Genomic DNA, 20,839 nt, shown 5'->3' with positions numbered 1-20,839 from the left:
GATGACGCGCCGTGACTTGGCCGTAACCGATCCCCGGGTCCACTCGTTATCGCGCGCACGAGGTCCGAAATGCCTGGTTCACCCGGTGAGCTCCTCCTCGCCCCCCGCCACCAACTCCTCGACCCGGCGCAGGTCCGGCACCGGGGACGGCGATCCGGACGCGTCGGTCAGCGGGGTCACCGTCGAGCGGAACTGCTCCAGCGCGTCCAGTTCCCGCCGCCGCGCGGACAGGAACCGCTGCAGGTGGGTGCTGGACAGGTTGACCGCCTCGACCGCGGCGGTCGCGTTTCGGTGGGCGGCGGCCGCACCCGCGCGGACCGCGTCGACGTCGGCGGCCAGGGTGCGCTCGGTCGCGGCGAACAGCGCGGCGGAGGCCAGCACCGCGAACCCCGTCGGCCCGCACAGGAACACCCGGCGGTCCAGCAGCCAGCGCAGCAGCGTCGGGTCGGTGTCGAGCGCGGAGACCACGGCGGCGTCCGACGGGACGAACATGACGGTCCCGTAGATCGCGTCCGCCCAGCGCTGGTAGCCCTTGCCCGCCAGCTCGGCCGCGCGCGAGCGGATGTTGCGGACGTGCACGCGCAGCGCGTCGAGCCGCTCCTCGGCGTCGTCGGTCTCCACCGCCTCGGCCCACGTGGCCATGCTCATCTTGGCGTCGACCGGGACGCGGCGGTCGTCGCCGACCACGAGCAGCAGGTCCGGCCGCGCGGAGCCGCCACCGGCCACGTCGGTCTGCAGCGTGTAGTGCAGGCCCTCGCGCAACCCCAGCGACCGCGCCGTCTCCACCAGCACCTGCTCGCCGAGTTCCCCGCGACCGCTGATGGACGCGAAGGCGACCTCGTAGCGGCGCAGCGCGGACTGGTGCCCGTCCGAGCGGCTGCGCTCGGCGGCCACCTCGGCGCGCGCGGCATCGGCCCGGCGCAGCGCGTCGGTGTAGAGCCGCCAGAACAGCCCGCCCGCCCCGACCAGCAGCAGGACGAGCACGGCGACGATCGTGCCGAGCACGGCGGTCACGGCAACACCTCCTTCGTACAGCAGTGATCCCTACCGTATTGCCCCGACAGAACCAGACTCGAACGGGCGTTCGACCGGCGAGCCTCCCCCGATCGGGGGCAAGATCGGCCTACCGTGGCCCGCCATGCGGGTCCTGCACACCTCCGACTGGCACGTGGGACGCACGTTCCACGGCCGCGACCTGCTCGCGGAGCAGGAATCGGTGCTCGGCGGCCTCGCCGATCTCGTCGACACCGAGCGCGTGGACGTCGTAGTGGTCTCCGGTGACCTCTATGACCGTGCGGTGCCCTCAGCCGAGGCGGTCGATGCGTGCGCCCGCGTGCTGCACCGGATCGCGGCGGCGGGTGCGCGGATCATCATCACCCCGGGCAATCACGACTCGGCCCCCCGCCTCGGCGCGTTCGCGGCGTTCGCGAAGGCAGGCGGCCTGCACCTGCGCACCGCGATCGCGGATCTGCACGAGCCGGTGCTCCTAGAGGACTCGCACGGGCCTGTTGCCTTCTACGGCATCCCTTACCTGGAACCAGAGCTCGCTCGCCACGCCCTAGGAGACCCCGAGCTACGCGGTCACGCTGCCGTGCTCGGTGAGGCTATGCGCCGGATCAAGGCCGACTTGGCCGTGCGCGGGACTAGGTCCGTCGTTCTCGCGCACGCCTTCGTGATCGGCGGTGAGGCTAGCGACTCCGAGCGCACCATCGCTGTCGGTGGCGTCCCCCACGTACCGGGCGCTCTATTCGACGGGATCGACTACGCCGCGCTCGGCCACCTCCACGGCCCGCAGACCATCGCCGAGCACTTGCGCTACTCGGGAAGCCCTATGGCGTACTCGTTCTCCGAGGCGAACCACCACAAGTCCGTGTGGCTCGTTGAGTTCGACGCCAACGGTTTGGCCGGGGTCGAGCGCCGCGAACTGCCCGTGCCGCGCGCTTTGGGGCGTCTGCGCGGACAGATCCAAGACCTGCTGACCGACCCCGCGCACGAGTTCGAGGTCGAGAAGTTCCTGACGGTAGAGCTGACCGACCAGGTCCGTCCTCTAGACGCCATGCGCCGGTTGCGGGAACGGTTCCCCCACGCGCTGCACCTGGACTGGCAACCGGAGGGCGGCAAGCCGCGTGTCCGCCGGTACACCGAGACGGTGAAGGGGCGCACGGACGAGGAAGTCGCTTGTTGCTTCGTTGAGGACACCCGCAACAGCCCGCCGAACGACTCCGAGCGCGCGCTACTGCGGGAGGCTCTTGCTGCCGTCGCTGGTAAGGAGCGCGAGTGAGGCTGCACTTCCTGGAGTTGACCGGGTTCGGGCCGTTCGTGGGGACCGAGAAGGTCGACTTCGACGCTCTAGGCGCCGACGGCCTGTTCCTCCTGCACGGCGATACTGGCGCCGGTAAGACGACCCTGCTCGACGCGGTCGCCTTCGCGCTCTTCGGTGCTGTGCCAGGCGCTCGCGCGGAGGCTAAGCGTCTGCGTTGCGACTATGCCGACCCGGACACACACACCGAGGTGACGCTGGAGCTGACCGTCCAGCACCACCGGCTCCGCATCACCCGCAGCCCGGAGTACGAGCGCCCTAAGAGGCGCGGCGGCGGCACGACCAAGCAGCAGGCCAAGGCGTCGCTGACCTGGGTTGGCGCCGCCCCGTCCGGACACCGGCCCGAGGGCGTGACCCGCATCGACGAGGTCGCCCGCGTGGTCGAGCGGCTGCTCGGGATGACGAAGGAGCAGTTCTTCCAGGTCGTGCTGCTGCCGCAGGGCGAGTTCGCGAGGTTCCTCCGGTCCTCCACCGAGGAGCGCGAGAAGCTGCTGGAGAAGCTGTTCGGCACCGAGCACTTCGAGCGGGTCGAGCAGTGGTTCCGCGACCAGCGCCGGGAACTCGGCCGCGAACGTGACGAGCGCCAGGCGGCGTCGACCGTGCTGCTGGCCCGGTTCGCCCAGGCCGCGGGCATCGAGCCGCCCGAGCGGTCCGACCTGCCGTGGCTCGACGGGATCCTGACTGACGCCGAGCAAGCCGCCGAGAAGGCCGCTGAGGCCGCCGCTGCGACCGCGAAGCGCCGGGTCCGGGCAGAGGACGCGTTGCTCGACGGTCGGGACCTCCAGGGGCGCGTGAAGCGTGTGCACCGGGCCGTCAACGGGCTCGCCGAGCTGGCGCACCAGGCCGCTGAGCGGATCGCGTGGCGGGATGAACTGGCGGCCGCCGAGCGCGCGGTCCCGGTCGTCACGGCTACCGAGCAGCTGATGACCCTCGAGCGGCGCGCCGATGACGCGGACGCCGTGGTGACTGACTGCGCCGAGAAGGTGGCCGCGCGGGGCGTTGAAGAGGCCGACGCCGCGCTACCGACCTTGCGCGAGGCGGTAGGCAAGCTCCGGGAAGAGGCCGGCGGACTGGCGAAGCTGGTCGCCGAGGCCGAACACCAGCGCGCTGACAAGCGGCGGCTGAGTGCGCTCGTGGAGCGCGAAGAGGCGATCCGTGCTGACCTAGTGCAGATCGAGCGTCGGCTGACGTCTTATCCCGATCAGCTCGTAAAGGCCCGCGAGGCTCTTACCGCCGCGACGACCGCGCGCGCTGAGTTGGTCGGCCTACGTGCTCGGCGCTCGGAGATCGATGCCGCTCTAGGGAACCAGAAGGCGTTGCCAGCTGCGCGGAAGGCTGTCGTAGGCGCTGAAGACGCCGCGCGGGCAGCGACCGACAAGCACCAAGCCGCGCGTGAGGAAGTCCAGCGCCTCCGGCAACTCCGACTCGACGGCATGGCCGCAGAGCTAGCCGCAGGACTGTCCGACGGCGACCCTTGCCCTGTCTGCGGCGGTCACGAACATCCGCACCCAGCGTCGACTCCGACCGGTGCCGCTACCGCAGCTGACGAGCAGAGGGCGCAAACGGCTGAGGTAGCGGCACTGCGAGTTCGCGAGCAGGCAGGCATTGCCCTCACTCGGGCCCGTTCAGCCGTCGACACTCTCTTGGAGCGGCTGACCCCCTGGGAGGGCCAGGACATCGCCGCCGCCTACGCCGAAGCTGACAAGGCGTTCGTTGCCTCTAACGAACTCGCTTCGCGCTACCCGACGCTAGAGCGCACGCTCCGGAACGTAGAGCGCGATCACGAGGCTCTGCGCAATGAACACGCCAAGCAAGAGGTTGAGGCTGGCAGGCTCTCCGCAGAGGGCGTTGAGCTGAAGTCGGCCATCCTCCGCCGCGAGTCCATCGTGGACGAAGCACGCGGCGAGCACACCTCGGTCGTAGAGCGCCGCCAGCACGTCCTAGACACGGTCACCGCCATCGACACCCTCATCGAAGCCCACGCGAAGGCACTAACCGCACACGACCGCGTCCGCGAGCAGCGCGACGCTCTCGCAGACCAGGTCTCCGTTGCCGGCTTCCTTGAGCTTGCGGAGGCTCTTGCCGCCGCTCGCACTGAGCCGATCATCGACAAGCTCCGCAGCAGGCTCGTTGAGGCTACCGAGGCTGAGCAGCAGCACCGGGCTACCTTGTCCGACCCTGACCTGTTTGGCATTGAGGCAGACCTAGACGTCGACTTGGCACCTCTGTTGGAAGCCGCCACGGCAGCGCGTGAGTCCGCGGAGAACGCTGTTGCTGTGGCCCGCGAGACCTCAATGCGGCTAGAGCAACTCGCTGGGTTGGGGGCGTTGCTGCAGAAGGCTTGGGCTGAGCTAGCGCCCATAGAGGCTGAGTTCGCTGAGTTGGACGCGCTGACTGACGTAGTGAACGGTCGGGGGCAGAACAGCACGAAGATGTCGCTGCGGTCTTACGTGCTTGCTGCGCGCCTTGAGGAAGTTGCCACTGCTGCGAGCCAGCGGTTGCGCAAGATGACGCAGGGGCGGTACTCGTTCGAGCACTCTGACCAGGCTGGGGCTCGGGGGACCCGGGGTGGGCTTGGGTTGGACGTGCTGGATGACTACTCGGGTATGACGCGGCCTGCGAAGACCCTGTCCGGTGGGGAGTCGTTTGTGGCTTCCCTGGCGCTTGCGTTGGGGCTGGCGGATGTGGTCGCGGCGGAGAGCGGCGGGGGTGCGTTGCTGGACACCCTGTTCGTGGATGAGGGGTTCGGGACGTTGGACGCTGGGACACTGGACGAGGTCATGGCGATCTTGGACGAGTTGCGGGATGGGGGGCGGGTGGTGGGGATCGTGTCGCATGTGGACGAGCTGCGGCAGCGGATTCCTACTCGGGTGAAGGTTTTGAAGGGGAGGGGTGGGTCGACGCTGCGGCTGTCGGTGTGAGGGTGGCTGTGGCTGAGTAGGCGTTGAGCTGGGGAAGTCCGGGTCTCGTGCCTTCGCTTCGCTGCGGGAAACGCCTCGCCTGCGGCATCGAACTGACGCGAGAATGTGAAGAGCTCGATGGGGCGAACTTGTTTTGCGCGGGGCCCCTACGACACCCGTGGCAGGACCGCAAAGCAGGGGCCGAAAAGCATGGCCCTGTCCGCTACCGACGCTACAGGTACCGTCCCCCCACACAAAACAAGTCCGCCCCATCGAGCAGTTGGCACCAGCGCCTTCGTGGAGCGGTGGGTGGCCAACGTCGTCGGCGGGTGCTTGGGGGGCCGACGTTGTCGGCGGGCGTCCCGGGCAAGGCGGTCGGAGGCCTAGCCAGTCGTACCTGGTGGGTTGGGACTGAGTGTGGGGGCTTGGTGGGGGCGTGGGGTGGTCAGGCTGTCCGGGCTTGGGGTGGGGCGCGGGTGGGCAGCGTGATTCGAGGAAGGGTGGGGGAGGGGTTAGACGGTGGGGCCTGCGGCGCGGAGGAGGTGCATGGCGGCGTAGGAGCGCCAGGGGCGCCAGCGGCGGCCGTGTTCGGTGAGGGCTTCGATGCTAGAGGGCAGGCCGAGGGCGCGGGCGCCGTTGCGTAGGGCTAGGTCTTGGGGGAGTAGGACATCTGGGTCGCCTAGGAGGCGCATTACTACGTAGCTGGCGGTCCAGGGGCCGATCCCGGGGTAGGACTGGAGGCGGCTGCGTAATGCCTCTCCGTCGACGCCGACGTGGAGTTCTATGTCGCCGGAGGCGATGGCGGCGCAGATGGTTCGGATGGTCTCTACGCGGCGGGCGGGGCCGGTGAGGATTTCGGAGGCGCGTTCGGCGACAGCCGCTGCTGATGGGAACAGGGTCGTCAATTCGCCCTGTGGGGCTAAGAGTTGCTCCCCTACAGCCTCCGTCAGTCGACGCGCGGCGGTTCGGGCGGCGGCGACGCTTACCTGCTGTCCCAGCAAGGCCCGTACGACCGTCTCGGTGCCGTCTACGCTGCCTGGCACGCGGATCCCGGGTATCCCCGCGACAGATACCGCCAACGCCGGGTCGGTGACTAGGACCCCGTCTACGGCCGCGGGGTCGGCGTCCAGGTCGAACAGTCGGCGCAAGCGGGAGACCGCTGTGCTCAGGTCGCGTAGGTCTGCCAGACGCAGTGTGCATTCGACGTGGGTGCCTGCCGGGCGCATGTGCGCGGTCGCTGAACCGTGGGGCAGGCGAAGGGTTCTCGCGTATCGGCCGGGGCGGGCGGATTCGACGCCGGGGATGGCTCTGGCCGACAGGAATGCCAGGATCCCGGCCGCGTCGAACGGGGTTCGGACCGGCAGCCGCAGTCGGACCCGTCCCGCGCCCGCGTGCTGCCTGCCCCGTCCCGCGCGCTGGGCGGCGACCCGCAGTTCGGACGGTGTTGTCGCGAACACCGAACGGATCGTGTCGTTGAACTGGCGCACGCTGGCGAAACCGGACGCGATGGCCACGTCCGACACCGACATCGTGGTGGTCTCGATCAGCAGCCGGGCCGTGTGGGCGCGGTGGGCCCTGGCCAAAGCCAGTGGTCCCGCGCCGAGTTCGGCGGTCAGCACCCGGGTCAGGTGCCGCTCCGAATAGCCCACCCGGCGCGCGAGACCTGGGACGCCTTCGCGTTCCACGACTCCGTCGACGATGAGCCGCATCGCGCGTCCGGCCAGGTCACCCCGGGTGTCCCACTCCGGGGAGCCGGGCACGATGTCGGGCAGGCAGCGCCTACAGGACCGGTATCCGGCCTGCTGCGCGGCGGCCGCGGTCGCGAAGAACTCCGCGTTGCGCCTGCGGGGCGCGATGGTTGGGCACGATGGTCGGCAGTAGAGCCCGGTCGGGCGCACGGCCAGGAAGAACTGACCGTCGAAGCGCGCGTCGCGGGAGACGACCGCGCGGTATCCCAACTCCGGGTCGATCAACACCCGACCATGCTGCCGGCGTGCAAGCGCAAGGGCTGGCAGGAAAGAGACATCTGCATCCGTACGGCCCACAAAACAAGTGGGACCCGCCGCGAACGGCGGGTCCCACTCGGCTTACCGCTGGGAATCAGGCTCGGTTACGACACCGATTGGACCACGACGTCACCCGTGCCGATGAGCACGTTCGCGTCGTTGCGGACCTCCACGTTGCCCAGGAGCACGCGGCCAGCGGCCGGGGCCTGGTTCGCGGTCACGGAGCCGGAGACCGTCCACTGGGCACCGGCGGCGCGGGTCGCGTTGGCGTCGGTCACCGCGACGGTGCCGAACGCCGGGTTCGCGAAGACGTCCAGGTAGTCGTAGGTCGTGGTGCCCGCGGGCACCGCGTAACCCTGCACCAGGACGATCCAGGTGCCCGCCGCCGGGTTGGCGATGGTCACCTCTTCCTCCGAGTCACCGTCGGCCTGCTGGCCCGCGAGGACGCAGCTGCCCGAGGTGCAGTTGTAGACCGCGAGGTCCAGGTCCGCACCCACGTCGGAGGTCTTGCCGATCTTGGCCCGCAGCGAGGTCGAGCCTGCCGGGACCACCACGGGGTACTGCTGGTTCTGCCCGTCGGTGATGCTCAGCTGACCCAGCTTCGCGCTGCCCAGCGCGGTGCCGTTCGCCTTGCCGGTGAACGCGCCGAACAGGTTCTTCAGCGTGTAGCTGCGCACAACCGGGGTCCCCTTGGTCGCCGAGGCGATCGTGTCGGGGTTCGGGGTGACCGACGCGCCGAGGACCGAGGTGGTCAGCGTGAACGGCGCGAACGCGGTGTCCGAGGTGCGCCGGGCCTCGACCACGACCTCCCAGACACCGGCCTGCGGGTTGGTCACCGTGCGGCTGGTGGGGCTACCCGCGTCACAGCCCGCGACCGGCGGGTTGTAGCAGTTGGTCGAGGAGTTGGCCTCGATGCCCACGCCGTACGGGTGGAAGCGCAGGAAGCGCAGCTGGCCCGCACCGGCACCGGTGCCGCCGCCCTGCAGGTCGACCTTGAACGCCGGGGTGTTGGCGGGGACGCGGTAGTAGAACTTCGCGACCTCGTTGCGACCCAGCTGGCCGCCCTTGCGCACGGAGTAGCCGTTGGCCGAGGTGAAGTCCTCGGCCGCGATCACGGTGTTCAGCGTCTGCGCCTCGATGCCCGAGGTGAGCGGGCTGTCCAGGTTCAGGATCGCCGAGTGGATGCCCGCCGAGCGCGGGTTGATCGTCACGGTGAACTTGACGTCGGCGTTCTTCGGCAGCGTGACGACCGGCAGCGAGCTGAAGGTGCCGTCGTTGCCGACCCACTTGACCTGGTAGGTCACCGGGTAGTCCGAACCGGTGGTGCGCTTGAAGGTGTAGGTCCGGGTGTAGCGGTCACCGGTCTTGACGCCCTCGCGGTCGTAGATGCCCGTGCCGATGCCCGGGGTCTTGAGCAGCGGGGACAGGGCGGTGTTGACCGGGACCTTGGCCGAGATGTCGGTCTGCTTGGGGTTGTCCTTGAGCAGGTTCCAGGCCTTCTTGGTGTCGATCAGGCCGTTGCCCTGCTCGTAGGCGCCCAGGCCGTCGACGAAGCGGGCCGTCGAGCGGAACGCGGTGCGGATCTGCGCGGCGGTGTGCGAGACGTTCTTCGCCTTCGCGGCGCTCACCAGCAGCGCGGCGGCACCGGCTGCCTGCGGCGAGGCCATCGAGGTGCCGTTGAACTGCGCGTAGCCGGGGGGCAGGGTGTAGGTGCCGGGGACCGGCTGGCCCGCCTGCCAGGTCGGCACGGTGGAGATCGCCGAGCCGGGCGCGATGATGTCGGGCTTGAAGCCGCCGTCCTCGCGCGGACCGCGGGAGGAGAAGCCGTGCAGGCTCTCCGCGCGACCCAGGTCCGAGCCGTAGTTGCTCTTCCAGGTCTCCTTGGTGATGTAGGAGCCCACGGAGAGGACCTTGGTGGCCACCGACGGGTCGCCCACGGTGTTCACGCCCGCGCCGGAGTTGCCAGCGGAGATGAACATCTGGACGTTGTAGGTGTCGATGAGCCGGTCGTAGAGCTCGGCGCGCGCGTTGTTGGCGTCGTTGAGGGCGGGCAGGCCGCCGATCGACATGTTGATCACGTCGGCACCGGCGTCGCGGGCGGAGTAGATCATGCCCTCGAGCAGCGCGTGGTTGGTGCAGCCGGTGACGAACAGGCAGACCCGGACGGAGACGAGCTTCGCGCCGGGGGCCGCGCCGTTGACGGTGCCGCCGAAGAGGCGGTTACCGGCGACGATGCCCGCGACGTGCGAGCCGTGCGCGCCGGAGACGATGCCGATGTTGACCACGTTGTTGGCCACGTCGGTCTGCACGACGAACGGCATGGACTCCTTGACCGGGGTGGCCGGGTTGTCCTTGCCGAAGGTGCCGATGTCGTACTTGACCTTGTAGTCGGTCAGGGCCTGGTCGTCACCGAAGTTCTTGTTCTGGTTGGTGTCCACCCAGACGGTCCCGGTGGCCGGGTTCCACAGCACGCCGAACAGGCCGTTGCTGCCCGCGGGGTTGCCGTCGCGGTTGACGTCCGAGCCGACCTCGCCGCCGAGGCGGGCGTCGCGCTCGTTGAACACGCCGTAGCGCAGCGCGCCCGACTCGTTGGGCAGGCCGTTCTCCGGGCCGGTGGTCGGCGTGGACATCTGGATCCACGTCGGGTCGTCGTCGTTGTTGACGCCGTCGGTGAAGGTCGGGTCGGTGTAGGTGACCCAGTCGGTGACCTTGCGCTCGCCGGTGCTGGTCTTGTTCAGCGCCGGGTGGTCGAGGTCGATGCCGCTGTCGACGATGGCGACGGTGGTGCCGCGGCCGTCCCAGGTGGGGTGCTCGTTGACGAACTGCGCCGCGTTGATGTCGCCGATCGGCATGTACGGGTTGACCCGCGGGGTGCTCGGACCGGGGGCGGGCTGCGGGGTCGGGTCGACCTGGCCGGTGGGGCGCGGGTCGTCGAGCGCGATGTTCTCGTCCAGGTCGAGCGCCTGCACGCCGGGCAGCTTGGCCAGCTTGGTGACCTTGTCCACCGCGACCTCGGCGCGGACGTAGCCGATCTCGTCCTCGCGGTACTCGACCTTGGCGCCAGCCTTGGTGAGCTCGTCGACGTGCCGGGCGGCGTCGCCGTCCTTCGTCGCGATGAGGACCTTGACGGTCTTCTCACCGGCCTGCTGCGCCTTCGCCAGCAGTTCTTGGTCGTGCTTGCCGATGCCGGGGCCCTCTTCGGTGGGGACCTGGGCGGGCGCCGCGTTGGCAGTGGGGATCGTCGTCAGCACAGCGCCTGCCACCGCGGTGGTGAACGCCATCCCGAGTGCGATCCGGCCACGCCGTCGCCTGGGGGGTTGAATCATCCCACTTCCTTCTTCCTCAGCGGGTGAGCTGGGCGCGCCCCTTGACCTCCGGTCGGTGGACGAGCGCGGGGGCGCTCACGGAGTGTTCTTCGCGACCGTCTCGGTGACTAGCGTCCATTTGGGCTAATCCGGTCGAGTGGGTCTAGACGTTTTGGCACGCAGTGTGCTCGCATCGTCGCAAGTGGCCAGCTCGTTACCAGGCGAACGGGGGCTTTGCTGCGTATGAAGAGCCCCGGACATACATCGTTTAGTAGTCAAATCTGTGAACGGTGTTGGTAACTATTTCGCACACGACCGGGCGGTCGGGCATCCTCCGGGGCGGTCCGTAGACTCAGCAACCGTGAGTTTGACCCTCGGGATCGTCGGCCTGCCCAACGTGGGCAAGTCCACCCTGTTCAACGCCCTGACCAACAACGACGTGCTCGCCGCGAACTACCCGTTCGCCACCATCGAGCCCAACGTCGGCATCGTCGCGCTGCCCGACCCCCGGCTCGACCGGCTGGCCGAGGTGTTCAGCAGCGAGCGGATCGTGCCCGCCGTGGTGTCGTTCGTGGACATCGCGGGCATCGTGAAGGGCGCCTCGGAGGGTGCGGGGCTGGGCAACAAGTTCCTCGCCAACATCCGCGAGGCCAACGCCATCTGCCAGGTCATCCGGGTGTTCGACGACCCCGACGTGGTGCACGTCGACGGCGCGGTCGACCCGCTGGCCGACATCGAGACGATCAACACCGAGCTGATCCTCGCCGACATGCAGACCCTGGAGAAGGCGCTGCCGAGGCTGGAGAAGGAGGCCCGCACCCGCAAGGAGGCGCGCCCCCTGCTCGAGGCCGCGCTCGCCGCCAGGGACATCCTGGACAGTGGCCGCACCCTGTTCTCGGCCGGTGTGGACACCGCCCTGCTGCGCGAGCTGTCGCTGCTCACCACCAAGCCGTTCCTCTACGTCTTCAACGCCGACGAGGCCGTGCTGACCGACGAGTCCCGCCGCGCCGAACTGGCCGGGCTCGTCGCCCCCGCCGACGCGGTCTTCCTCGACGCCAAGGTCGAGGCCGAACTCCTCGAACTCGACGACGAGTCCCGCCGCGAACTCCTCGAGTCCGTCGGCCAGACCGAACCCGGCCTCAACGCCCTCGCCCGCGCCGGTTTCCACACCCTCGGCCTGCAGACCTACCTCACCGCAGGCCCCAAGGAAGCCCGAGCCTGGACCATCCCCCAAGGCGCCACCGCCCCCCAAGCCGCGGGCGTCATCCACACCGACTTCGAACGCGGCTTCATCAAAGCCGAAGTGGTCTCCTTCACCGACCTCGTCGACGCGGGCTCCATGGCCGCCGCCAAGTCCGCGGGCAAAGTCCGCATCGAAGGCAAGGACTACACAATGTCCGACGGCGACGTAGTCGAGTTCAGGTTTAACGTCTAGGCGGAATCAGGTTCGGACTGAACTCCTCCAGTGAGCCGATCACGGTGTCCGCGCCCCGTAGCGCGGCGGCGTCGAACTTGCCGGTGGTGACCCCGATGACCCGCGCGCCGGTGGCGGTTGCCGCCGCTACGTCGCCCGGTGTGTCGCCGATGAGCACGGTGTCGTGGCCGTCGAAGCCGGAGCCGAACCGCGCTGCGGCCCGCTCCCGTGCTACGGCGACCAATGCGGCGCGTTCCTCATGGTCCGCACCGTAAGCGCCTGAGCTGAGGTCCAGGTACTTCGCCAGGTCGAACACTTCGAGCTTCACTCTGGCGGCTTCTGGCAGGTTGCCGGTCAGTACTGTTTGGAAGACCGCCGGGTCGCCTCCGAGCGCTTGAAGCGCTTCCCGTGCGCCTGGTAGTGCTCGCCCGGTGTCGGCCAGTTCGTCGCGCCCATGCTCGTATTGGCGCACTAGTGCGGTGGCAACTTCCGCCACCCGGTCTTCATTCGGCTCGATGCCGTTGACGTTCAGGCTTTCCCTGATGATGTCGAGTTCGGTGCGACCGGAGATGTTCGCCCGGTTGGCGAGCGGACGACCGGTCGCGGCCTGGAACGCCTGCTCGAAGAACCGGCGTCCCGCTCCACGGGTCTCGATCAACGTGTGGTCGACGTCCCAGAGCACCAGGTAGCGCGGTGTGGATGAGGCGGAACCGGTACCCGACATGCCCGGGATTCTGCCACCGTGTACCCACGGCTACGTGGTGTGCGGGGGTTGTGGTGGATGACGAACTGGCGCACGAGGTCGGCAACCGGGTGCGGCAGATCCGCCTGGCCAACCGGCAGACGCGTGAGGTTGTCGCTGGTCTGAGCGGCATCACCGCTGACTACCTGTACCAGGTCGAGCGTGGTCGGAAGCTCCCCACGCTCCCGGTCCTGCTCGCTCTTGCCCGGTCACTGCGTCGACCAGCCAGTGATCTGCTGCCGCCTGCCACGGTCCGACCAGCGCGGAGGTTGGTAGCTCGGCCGGGCTCCACAGAGATCCACCGGGCGCTCACGGTGCCGATCACCAGGCCCGCTGAACCCGTCAACGGGCTGGAGATCGGCAGGCGAATCCGAGAAGCCTGGCGTACGTGGCAACGGTCGCCCAGCAGGTACACCGACTTGACCGGGGTCCTGCCCGGTCTCATCGCCGATGCCGAACACGTCCTACGAGAGCAGCCCGGGAACCGCTCCAACGCGTGTGCCGTCGAGTTGTACGGCCTGGTGCGCACGGTCTCGAAGCGGATCGGTCGCCTGGACTCCGCACTGCTGGCCGCGGACCGGGCGGTACGGGCGTCAGAGAACGCCGGGAGCCCCACGCTGAGGGCTGCGGCGGCGTGGAACATGGCGCACGTCCTGCTCGCGGACAAGCAGGCTGACGGCGCCGAAACCGTGGTCGCCCACGCCATCGCGGCGATACGCGAGAGCGACCAGGCAGCGACCCTGGATGGGCTCGCGATTCAAGGTGCGCTGTTGTCTGTCGGGTCGGTGGTACAGGCGCGCGCTGGAAACCCCTGGCTCGCGCGCGAGCAGTTGAGCGAGGCCGCGAAGATCGCGTCCGTTACCGGCGAGCGAAACACCGCGTGGACCGCTTTCGGCCCGACCAGCGTCGCCATGCACGTGGTCAGCCTTGAACTCGAGAGCGGCGAGGTAGCGCAAGCGTTGCGACTGGCTGAAACCGTTGATCCCCCGGGCGGCATGTCGATTGAGCGGAGGGTCGCGTTTCTCCTCGATCAAGCCCGGGGCTACGTGCAGCGGAGGGACTACCACGGTGCCCTGGTCGCGGTGCAGACCGCGAACGGCACCGCACCGGAAGACGTGCTGCACCGCCCGGCAGCGCACGCGGTCGTGCACGCGATCGTGCGACAGGGCCGCGCCAACGCCGCCCGTCAAGGAGCTGCGCTCGCCGAGCAGCTCGGCATCCCGGTCTGACGGACAACTCGGTCTGAGAGACCGGAATACCGACCGGTAGCGGCCTTAGGTTCAGGGTATGACCGACTACCGGAGGTTGGCCAAGACCTGGCTGACTCCCAGCCCGAACACGATGATCTTGCAGCCGACCACCTTCTGCCCGATGGACTGCGGGTATTGCTATCTGCCGAACCGCCACCGCAAGAAAGACCTGTCGGTCGACACCGTGGAGGCAATCGTCCGCGGCATGGCCGACGACTGGTTCACGGACAAGCCGGTCGAGATCGTGTGGCACGGTGGGGAGCCGCTGGCGGTCGGTGTCGACAAGTTCGAGGAGTTGCTACAGCCGTTCGAGCCGTTGCGGGCGGCTGGCAAAGTCGTCCAGCGAGTCCAGACCGGCGCGATACTCATCAACGACGCGTGGTGCGACCTGTTCAGGCGCTACGAGATCGACGTCGGCGTCAGCATCGACGGCCCGGAACACACGAACCACAACCGCGTCGATCGCGGTGGGCGGCCTGTGTTCTCCCGGATCATCAGGGGCATTGAGAAGCTGAAAGAACACGGCCTGCCGTTCACCACGCTCGCGGTCGTCACGATCGAGGGAACGACCCGGGCGGTGGAGACCCTGGACTTCTTCGCTGATCTCGGCTGCCACTGGGTCGGGCTCAACGTCGAGGCGAAGGAAGCGGCCAACGTCAGCGGCACCACACCGGAGATCGACCAAGCCCAGCGCTTCTGGCGAGATGCGTTCGAGTGGACTGCGGAGCACCCGGATATGACGATCCGGGAAGTCGACAACATGGCCAAGTTCCTGTCCTACGACACCGAGATTCGCAAGGCTGACGGCCGACACGACTTGATCCCGACGATCAGTTGGAACGGCGACGTCGTGCTGCTGTCGCCGGAACTGCTCGGTGTTCACGACAAGCGGTACAACGACTTCATCGTGGGCAATGTCGTCGACACGCCGTTGTCAACGCTGCTGGAAGACGTGACGCGGGTCCCGTACGTGCGGGAGTTCCTTGACGGGCTGGACGCCTGCAAGCAGTCCTGCCAGTTCTGGGACTACTGCCAGGGTGCTCACGCCGGAAACCGGTACTTCGAGCACCAGACCTTCACCGCCACAGAAACGAGCCACTGCCAGGTGGCTTTCCAAGCGCCTGCCCTGGCGCTTGCCGAGTTACTACGGGAGGACACCCCATGACCGTTCTTGACGAACTCCTGCGCAGGCCCAAGCCGCCCGCGCTCGCACGGCTGATCGCCCGGCACCAGGTGCCGGGAAGCGCCACCGGAACGCGGATGACAGAGTGGGGCCGACGGGGCCAGAGCCACTACAAGGACGGGCAGTTCACCAAGAACTAGCCTGCGGAAGGTGATCGGTGTTGACCGACGAAGAAGTAGAGCTGGCCGTGGAGGAACGCCGGTTGTGGCTGGCCGGACAACTCCAGGCCGCGGCTCGACTGGTCGGCGTCGAACCCTCGAACGGTGACGTGGTGAACACCTACGACATGCGTTCGGCGGGAACGGTGGCCCGCGACGGAGACACCGACGTGTGGCTGCGTGTCGTGCTGGAGGATCCGGACTACCTGCCCGCCTGCCGGTGGGACGGCAACGTGGAGGCGAACGCCATCAGAGGCGTTCCCAAGCCACATGTCCTGCGCTGGCAGGACTGGCAGAACCGGGACGACTACCTCAACGGCCGCCGTCTCCGAGCTGAGGTCATGACCCTGGCCAGTGGTTCCACCATCGCTGCGGACGGGGTGCTCTTCGCTGAACCGGTCCTGCCGGACCAGTGGTGGTCCGACCTGCGGACCGGGCTCATGGCCTTGGCCGCGCACCCTGCGCCGCAGGGCGATCCAGTCGACTCGATCGGCTTCGCGGTGCGCGGGGTCGAGCGGGAGTTCGATCACCGACTCGACCTCGACCAGTTCGACGACCTGACGTGGACGACCGCTCACGCGGACCTGCACTGGGGCAACCTGACCGGCCCCGACCTCACCTTCCTCGACTGGGAATCCTGGCGCCGGGCCCCAGCGGGCTACGACGCCGCCACGCTGTACTGCAACAGCCTGCTCGTGCCGGCCATCGCGGACCGTGTGCACGACACGTTCGCTGACGTGCTCGACACCAGTACCGGCCAGTTCGCACTGCTCTCGGTAGCCGTGCGGTACCTGGCCAACTACGGCAGCGGCAGCGACGTCGACGCGTTGCAGACTTCGCTACGCGAGATCGGCGAAGCTGCGCTGAGCAGGATCTAGGACTTCCGCAACGAGGACGGGCCACCGACGTAGGGGCTGAGGACACTCCCCAGCAATCCCAACGCCGAACTCAGGAGGGCACCGCTGATGAGGTATTGAGTTACGACTACCAGGGTGGCGAAACGCTGATTCCCGCACGTAGCGTGATCTCGTACCGGGCGGTAGTGCGCGCGGTGGATGAATTCGTTGAAGGTGGGGATCGTCCTGTGTCGGTGGGGTGGAAGACGCGGTCTGGTGCTTGATGGGGGCCGAGTCGTGGCGGGGGTTCGGGAGGTAAGATGTCCGGTGAGGGGCGTATTGGACACGGGGTGCGTGGGTGAAGGATTTTCTCGACGATGTGGCCGGGTCGACCAGTATTACTGATCGGCACTTTGTTCGGCATGTGGAGCGGGCGATCGCTGAGTTGGGTGGGGTGGTCGCGTGGCACAGCGGGCATTGGATCGGGGAGTTGTGCCGGGGGGCGGCGCGGGGGTTGATCATTGGGTACTCGTTCCCGTTGAACAACGTTGCGTCGGCTAAGGCTGCGGATGACAAGGTTGCGACGACGGTGTTGTTGCGGGCCGCGAAGATCGGGTGTGTCGAGCACCGGTTGGTGCGGCCGGGGTGGACCGGGTCGCCCGCGGTGAACTGGGATCGGGAGTTGCCGGTCGTGGTGAAGCCCAATGTGGAGTCCGGGGGGCGCGGCGTGTTGTTGGCGCACACCACCTCCGAGCTCGACGCGGCGGTGCGGGAGTTGAGCCAGCGGTACCGGGCGTTGGCGTGGTCGCCGTTCCTCGAGGTCGACGACGAGTACCGCACGGTGTTCCTCGACGGCGAGCTGCTGCTGGCCTTCCGCAAGGTGCGCACCGACACCGGCGAGTGGCGGCACAACCTGCACCTCGGCGCCACCCCCGAGGTCTGCGTCGATCCCTCCACTGTGGACAAGTTGACCCAGGTCGGCGGCGACGCGATGGCCGCGCTCGGGCTCCGGTTCGCCACCGTGGACGTCGTGGTGGTCGACGGTGAGCACCTGGTCATGGAGGTCAACAGCGGGGTGTCGCTCGAGCGGTTCAGCAGGCACAGCCGCGAGTACTCGGCGCTCGCCGGTGACGTCTACGCCAGGGCGGTCGCGGCCAGCGTCAACTAGCGGCCGACCCTAACTAGCGGCAGCGTCAACTGAAGGTTGACGATCGGTATAACGTCAACCTAGAGTTGACGACATGAACGCACCCCGGCTCGACGACCTGATCGCCGCCATCGAGGCCCGCGCCGACGACCCGCTCGAGCGGCTCAGCGAGGCCGCGCTGCTCGGCCGCCACCTCGACGAGGTGACCGACCACCTGATCGGCCACTTCGTCGACCGCGCCCGCCGCTCCGGCGCGTCGTGGACCACCATCGGCGACAGCCTCGGCGTCACCAAGCAGGCCGCGCAGAAGCGGTTCGTGCCCAACGAACCCGCGACCGGCGAGGCCGACATCCGGATCTTCGCCCGCTACACCGACGGCGCCCGCCAGGTCGTCATCCGCTCCCAGGAGCAGGCTCGCGCCACCGCTCTGCCCGAGATCCAGCCCGGTCACCTGCTCCTGGCTCTCCTGCAGGACCCCGATGTCGCTGCGCTCGTCCCGGACCTGGCCGCCGTCGAGTCCACCACCAAGTCCCACCTCGGCACCGGCGAGTCACCCACCGAAGGCCCCATCCCGTTCTCCGCCGCCGCCAAGAAGGCCCTGGAACTGGGCCACCGCGAGGCTCTGCGGCTCGGCGGCGAGAAGATCTGGCCGGAGCACCTGCTCCTCGGCGTGCTCACCGACTCCGTCCACTTCGGTCTCACCCGGGCGGACGTGGAATCAGCTCTCCGCGCTCGCGACTAACGCGATCCGGTGGACTTCAGAACCGATCCGGATCGCGCCGTGGGTGCCATTTCGGGGCAGCAGGGCGATTTCATGCTCGCCCGGTGCCACATCAGCTGCCAGGCCGGCGGGAAGCCACGAACCCGAGCGGTCGAGCTGGATCACGACCGGCAACGGGCCCATGTGATCATCCGTGACCGTCAGCCGCATGGGAGAGGCGGTAAGCGGCAGTACCAAAGTCTCAAGTAGACCGTCGCGGATCAGGTGTGCCGAAACGCCAACGTTGTGCGGGTACTCCGCCAGGGCCGTCGACTCTCTTCGGGCGATCAGCAGTGCACCCCGAGCTGTCTCCGTCGGATCCGCCCACCGCACCGATGTGATCCGCCCGGCCGCCGCACTCCGGACCGCCTCCAGCACTGCAGCCGTCGCGTTGCCCCCGGTCACGACGGCGTGCGGCACCAGCGGGCCGTCGACCCGCGCCAACAACCGACCAACCGCCGCCGCGGCGACCTCGCTCGGCGAGTCGCGCCACCCCGCACTGGTCAGGTCCCCGTGCGCGACATCGATCAGCCGAGTGGTCGGCCCGTCGAGGACGTAGACCGCAGCATCCACAGTGGACGCCCCAACGTCCAGCACCAGCAACGATCCGGCCTGTCGCCCCGGCCTGCTCTGCGCCGCCGCGACGCACTGCAATCCCGGAACCAACCGCGCGGAGGCGAACCCGACCGAGTCGATCAGCACCCGGGACAGCACCCGGCCCGTCCGGCTGCTCGCTGGCGGGATCACCTTGTCCGCACTGAAAACCGCCCAGCGGTCCGGCACCGCCAGCACCACACTCGCCTTCTCCGGCACCACCGGCACCAGGTCTGTGAACAGCGCGCTGAGGAACTCGGCCAACTGGCGCGCGGCCGTCCGAGTGGCGACGTGCTCGGCGATCCCCGTCGCCGACCCGGCTGACAGCGGTGGGCTTGCGCACTCGTGCACCGACCCGGCCGTTGCGATCTTCGTCCGTGCCGTGCCCATGTCGATCCCGACCGCCCGCTCCCGGTTCATCGGGTCTCCTGCTGCGGGAGCCTGGTGAGCGGGAACGGCAGCGCGGTGGCCGCGCCGGTGCGGCCCAACGCGCGGGCGTCGGCGGCGAGCCGGTCGGCGGCCACCCAGTCCGCGCGCAACGGGGTGTGCGGTCTGCTCAGCGCCGACCAGACCGCGGGGATCGGCTCGTCGCCGAACTGGTCCCACACCACGACCCGGTGCACCTCGTCGCGTTCGAGCCTGCGCACCAGGTCGTCCCAGCGGTGTCCGTTGGGGCAACCGTGTTCGGCGGAGTGCGGTGGACGACTTCCCAGCAGCACCAACGTGCGCGCGACCGAACGCCACGGCAGACTCGCCGCCGCCCACAACGCGTCCTCCACCGGCGCCGCGACAGAACCAATCAGCGGGGCGGCATGCAAACCGGCGACAAACCCCCTAGCCGCAACGAGACCGCTGAACTCGTGCACGGTCAGAACCTGCTGCGGAGCACGTCCTTTGTGGTCTGAATACGCCAGCACCGCGACCCGGACCGACGACGGCGCCGGATGCCCACGCTCGATCGAGTCGAACAGCGCCAAGGCCAACTCCTGCCGCTTCGCGAACGCGGCGCCACCAAGTTCGACGGCAACGGCCAGATCGGCTGCACTGTCCCGCCGCCGATACCGCGTCGGGACCTGCTTGACCACGTCTGCCAAGCAGTCGACCTCAACAGCCTCCGTGTCCGGCGACGTGATCTCGACGGTGCCCGGCCCGGTCAGTCGGAATCGGACAGTGTGCTGCTCGTCCGGTGCGAGTTCGACCATGGCGGTGCGGATCAGCGTGCGGTGCCACGGCGGCGTACCCGCCGGACCAGCGACGACCGCGAGCAACAGTGGATCGTCCTGCGGCGGCGCGGCGATCCGCACCACCGCCTCCGGGCTGTCGAGCGCGGTGGCCCCCGCCGGGAACAACGGGTGAACGACCACGCTCGTGCGCCCGTTCGCCGCCACATCCACGAGGATCAGCCCACATCCGTGCCGCTGCGGTACGCCACCGGCCAGCGCCAAGACCAGGTCGTCGTCCACCGCCGGTTCATCGCCGCTGATGAGGTGAGCGCCCGGCACATCGATCCCGGGCCACCCCGCGAGCCGGTTCAGCACCACGGCGTCCTCAGGCCATTCCGGCAACGTGACCACGCTCGTCCCACCCGCCAAGTCGAACCGCGCGCTGTCCTCATCCGCTGAGAGCCCGAGCGAGTGCCAGTCAAGAAACTCCGGTGTGGACACTCGTGGTCGCCCTAGGTCGTCGACTCCAAGTCGCACAAGGGTCACCCCCGCCGGATGGATGTCCACGACCGTGGCGCCCGACAGCAGCGCTGGCGTGATCACCTCGTCGATCGCCTCAACACCCTCGACCGTCAAGGCTTCGACGGCAGCGACCACATCGCCACGCTCTGGACGAGGACCGCGCACAAAGGCCAGCAACCGGTCCAGCCGGTCCGGCTCACCTGCCCCCGGGTACCCCGCGGCCCGCGCCGCCACCGCCAGGTCCCACCTGCGGCAAGCCCGCGCGAACGCCGTGGCGTAGGACTCCGCCCGCGCTGGTGAGGGGACGCCCGCCCACGGCCCCGCCGACAGCACCCACCCGCACTCGGGGCAGTGCGCACCGACCGGGTCGGCGAGCAGGCACACCGGGCACGTCGTCCCCGGACCCATCGCGGTCCCCCCGGTTCTCGAACAGGAAATGGTCGACGACGATTCCCTGACAACGCCAGCACATTCCGGATCACCTACCCAGGTAGTCACCGCACCCCGGGGGATCGTTACAACGTCCGTGCTCATCCACC

The 20,839-nt window shown here is 68.7% G+C and carries 15 protein-coding genes and 1 pseudogene; 10 read left to right on the top strand and 6 right to left on the bottom strand.

The window, feature by feature from the left end:
• Window positions 1-78 precede the first annotated feature (78 nt).
• On the bottom strand, window positions 79-1,014 hold the full coding sequence (rmuC, locus tag LV79_RS01045; RefSeq protein ID WP_253831301.1) for a DNA recombination protein RmuC: 936 nt from the start codon (window positions 1,012-1,014) through the stop codon (window positions 79-81).
• A 124-nt stretch (window positions 1,015-1,138) separates the two neighbouring features.
• On the opposite strand from rmuC, the gene LV79_RS01040 reads away from it, so the two are divergent.
• Window positions 1,139-2,281, top strand: coding sequence for an exonuclease SbcCD subunit D (locus LV79_RS01040; RefSeq protein WP_253831300.1), 1,143 nt, complete (start codon window positions 1,139-1,141; stop codon window positions 2,279-2,281).
• Complete coding sequence (locus LV79_RS01035; protein WP_253831299.1) at window positions 2,278-5,241, top strand: AAA family ATPase; 2,964 nt, start codon at window positions 2,278-2,280, stop codon at window positions 5,239-5,241. The genes LV79_RS01040 and LV79_RS01035 overlap by 4 nt, the downstream gene beginning before the upstream one ends.
• Before the next feature lie 491 nt (window positions 5,242-5,732).
• On the opposite strand, the gene LV79_RS01030 is transcribed toward LV79_RS01035, so the two are convergent.
• Window positions 5,733-7,196, bottom strand: coding sequence for an AlkA N-terminal domain-containing protein (locus LV79_RS01030; protein ID WP_253831298.1), 1,464 nt, complete (start codon window positions 7,194-7,196; stop codon window positions 5,733-5,735).
• Window positions 7,197-7,330: 134 nt separating this feature from the next.
• Window positions 7,331-10,552, bottom strand: a complete 3,222-nt coding sequence (locus LV79_RS01025) for a S8 family serine peptidase (RefSeq protein WP_253831297.1) — start codon at window positions 10,550-10,552, stop codon at window positions 7,331-7,333.
• A 340-nt stretch (window positions 10,553-10,892) separates the two neighbouring features.
• Between LV79_RS01025 and ychF the strand changes: the two genes are divergently transcribed.
• Complete coding sequence (gene ychF / locus LV79_RS01020) at window positions 10,893-11,966, top strand: redox-regulated ATPase YchF (RefSeq protein WP_253831296.1); 1,074 nt, start codon at window positions 10,893-10,895, stop codon at window positions 11,964-11,966.
• On the opposite strand, the gene LV79_RS01015 is transcribed toward ychF, so the two are convergent.
• On the bottom strand, window positions 11,956-12,627 hold the full coding sequence (locus tag LV79_RS01015) for a haloacid dehalogenase-like hydrolase (protein ID WP_253831295.1): 672 nt from the start codon (window positions 12,625-12,627) through the stop codon (window positions 11,956-11,958). The two genes, ychF and LV79_RS01015, sit on opposite strands and share 11 nt — an antisense overlap.
• Before the next feature lie 95 nt (window positions 12,628-12,722).
• Between LV79_RS01015 and LV79_RS01010 the strand changes: the two genes are divergently transcribed.
• The 7 genes and pseudogenes from LV79_RS01010 to LV79_RS00985 all read left to right on the top strand — a co-directional run bounded on the left by LV79_RS01010 (window position 12,723) and on the right by LV79_RS00985 (window position 18,003).
• The gene (locus LV79_RS01010; RefSeq protein ID WP_253831294.1) at window positions 12,723-13,916 is read left to right on the top strand and encodes a helix-turn-helix domain-containing protein; all 1,194 of its coding nucleotides are present in this window, start codon (window positions 12,723-12,725) and stop codon (window positions 13,914-13,916) included.
• Window positions 13,917-13,974: 58 nt separating this feature from the next.
• The gene (gene amcB, locus LV79_RS01005; protein ID WP_253831293.1) at window positions 13,975-15,102 is read left to right on the top strand and encodes a cyclophane-forming radical SAM peptide maturase AmcB; all 1,128 of its coding nucleotides are present in this window, start codon (window positions 13,975-13,977) and stop codon (window positions 15,100-15,102) included.
• Window positions 15,099-15,260 (top strand): multiple cyclophane-containing RiPP AmcA, encoded by a 162-nt coding sequence (amcA, locus tag LV79_RS01000; RefSeq protein WP_253831292.1) that lies wholly within the window; start codon window positions 15,099-15,101, stop codon window positions 15,258-15,260. The genes amcB and amcA overlap by 4 nt, the downstream gene beginning before the upstream one ends.
• A gap of 20 nt (window positions 15,261-15,280) precedes the next feature.
• Entirely contained in the window at window positions 15,281-16,156 is an 876-nt protein-coding gene (locus LV79_RS00995; protein WP_253831291.1) for a hypothetical protein, read from the top strand.
• 80 nt (window positions 16,157-16,236) lie between these two features.
• Window positions 16,237-16,398, top strand: a pseudogene (locus LV79_RS34755) (Imm1 family immunity protein); the annotation flags it as partial.
• Between the two features lie 74 nt (window positions 16,399-16,472).
• A complete protein-coding gene (locus tag LV79_RS00990; RefSeq protein ID WP_308208915.1) occupies window positions 16,473-17,282 on the top strand; it encodes an ATP-grasp domain-containing protein in 810 nt (269 codons plus the stop codon).
• A gap of 73 nt (window positions 17,283-17,355) precedes the next feature.
• Window positions 17,356-18,003, top strand: a complete 648-nt coding sequence (locus LV79_RS00985) for a Clp protease N-terminal domain-containing protein (protein ID WP_253831289.1) — start codon at window positions 17,356-17,358, stop codon at window positions 18,001-18,003.
• Here the strand turns inward: LV79_RS00985 and LV79_RS00980 are convergent.
• Together LV79_RS00980 and LV79_RS00975 are read right to left on the bottom strand one after the other, a co-directional pair.
• Window positions 17,980-19,035 carry a hypothetical protein gene (locus LV79_RS00980; RefSeq protein ID WP_253831288.1) on the bottom strand — a complete coding sequence of 352 codons (1,056 nt, stop codon included), beginning with the start codon at window positions 19,033-19,035 and terminating at the stop codon, window positions 17,980-17,982. The genes LV79_RS00985 and LV79_RS00980 overlap by 24 nt on opposite strands.
• Window positions 19,032-20,708 (bottom strand): hypothetical protein, encoded by a 1,677-nt coding sequence (locus tag LV79_RS00975; RefSeq protein ID WP_253831287.1) that lies wholly within the window; start codon window positions 20,706-20,708, stop codon window positions 19,032-19,034. The genes LV79_RS00980 and LV79_RS00975 overlap by 4 nt, the downstream gene beginning before the upstream one ends.
• Window positions 20,709-20,839: the final 131 nt, after the last annotated feature.

The organism is Actinokineospora globicatena (genome assembly GCF_024171945.1).
Classification (GTDB): Bacteria; Actinomycetota; Actinomycetes; order Mycobacteriales; family Pseudonocardiaceae; genus Actinokineospora; species Actinokineospora globicatena.
This window is presented reverse-complemented; position numbering and strand designations above follow the sequence as displayed.

What these genes read in the sequence shown, in the direction of transcription:
- LV79_RS01040 (WP_253831300.1), top strand. Translation starts at nt 1,139, where the DNA reads ATGCGGGTCCTGCACACCTCCGACTGGCACGTGGGACGCACGTTCCAC.
- LV79_RS01025 (WP_253831297.1), bottom strand. Translation starts at nt 10,552, where the DNA reads ATGATTCAACCCCCCAGGCGACGGCGTGGCCGGATCGCACTCGGGATG.
- amcB (WP_253831293.1), top strand. Translation starts at nt 13,975, where the DNA reads ATGACCGACTACCGGAGGTTGGCCAAGACCTGGCTGACTCCCAGCCCG.
- amcA (WP_253831292.1), top strand. Translation starts at nt 15,099, where the DNA reads ATGACCGTTCTTGACGAACTCCTGCGCAGGCCCAAGCCGCCCGCGCTC.
- LV79_RS00985 (WP_253831289.1), top strand. Translation starts at nt 17,356, where the DNA reads ATGAACGCACCCCGGCTCGACGACCTGATCGCCGCCATCGAGGCCCGC.
- LV79_RS00980 (WP_253831288.1), bottom strand. Translation starts at nt 19,035, where the DNA reads ATGAACCGGGAGCGGGCGGTCGGGATCGACATGGGCACGGCACGGACG.
- LV79_RS00975 (WP_253831287.1), bottom strand. Translation starts at nt 20,708, where the DNA reads ATGGGTCCGGGGACGACGTGCCCGGTGTGCCTGCTCGCCGACCCGGTC.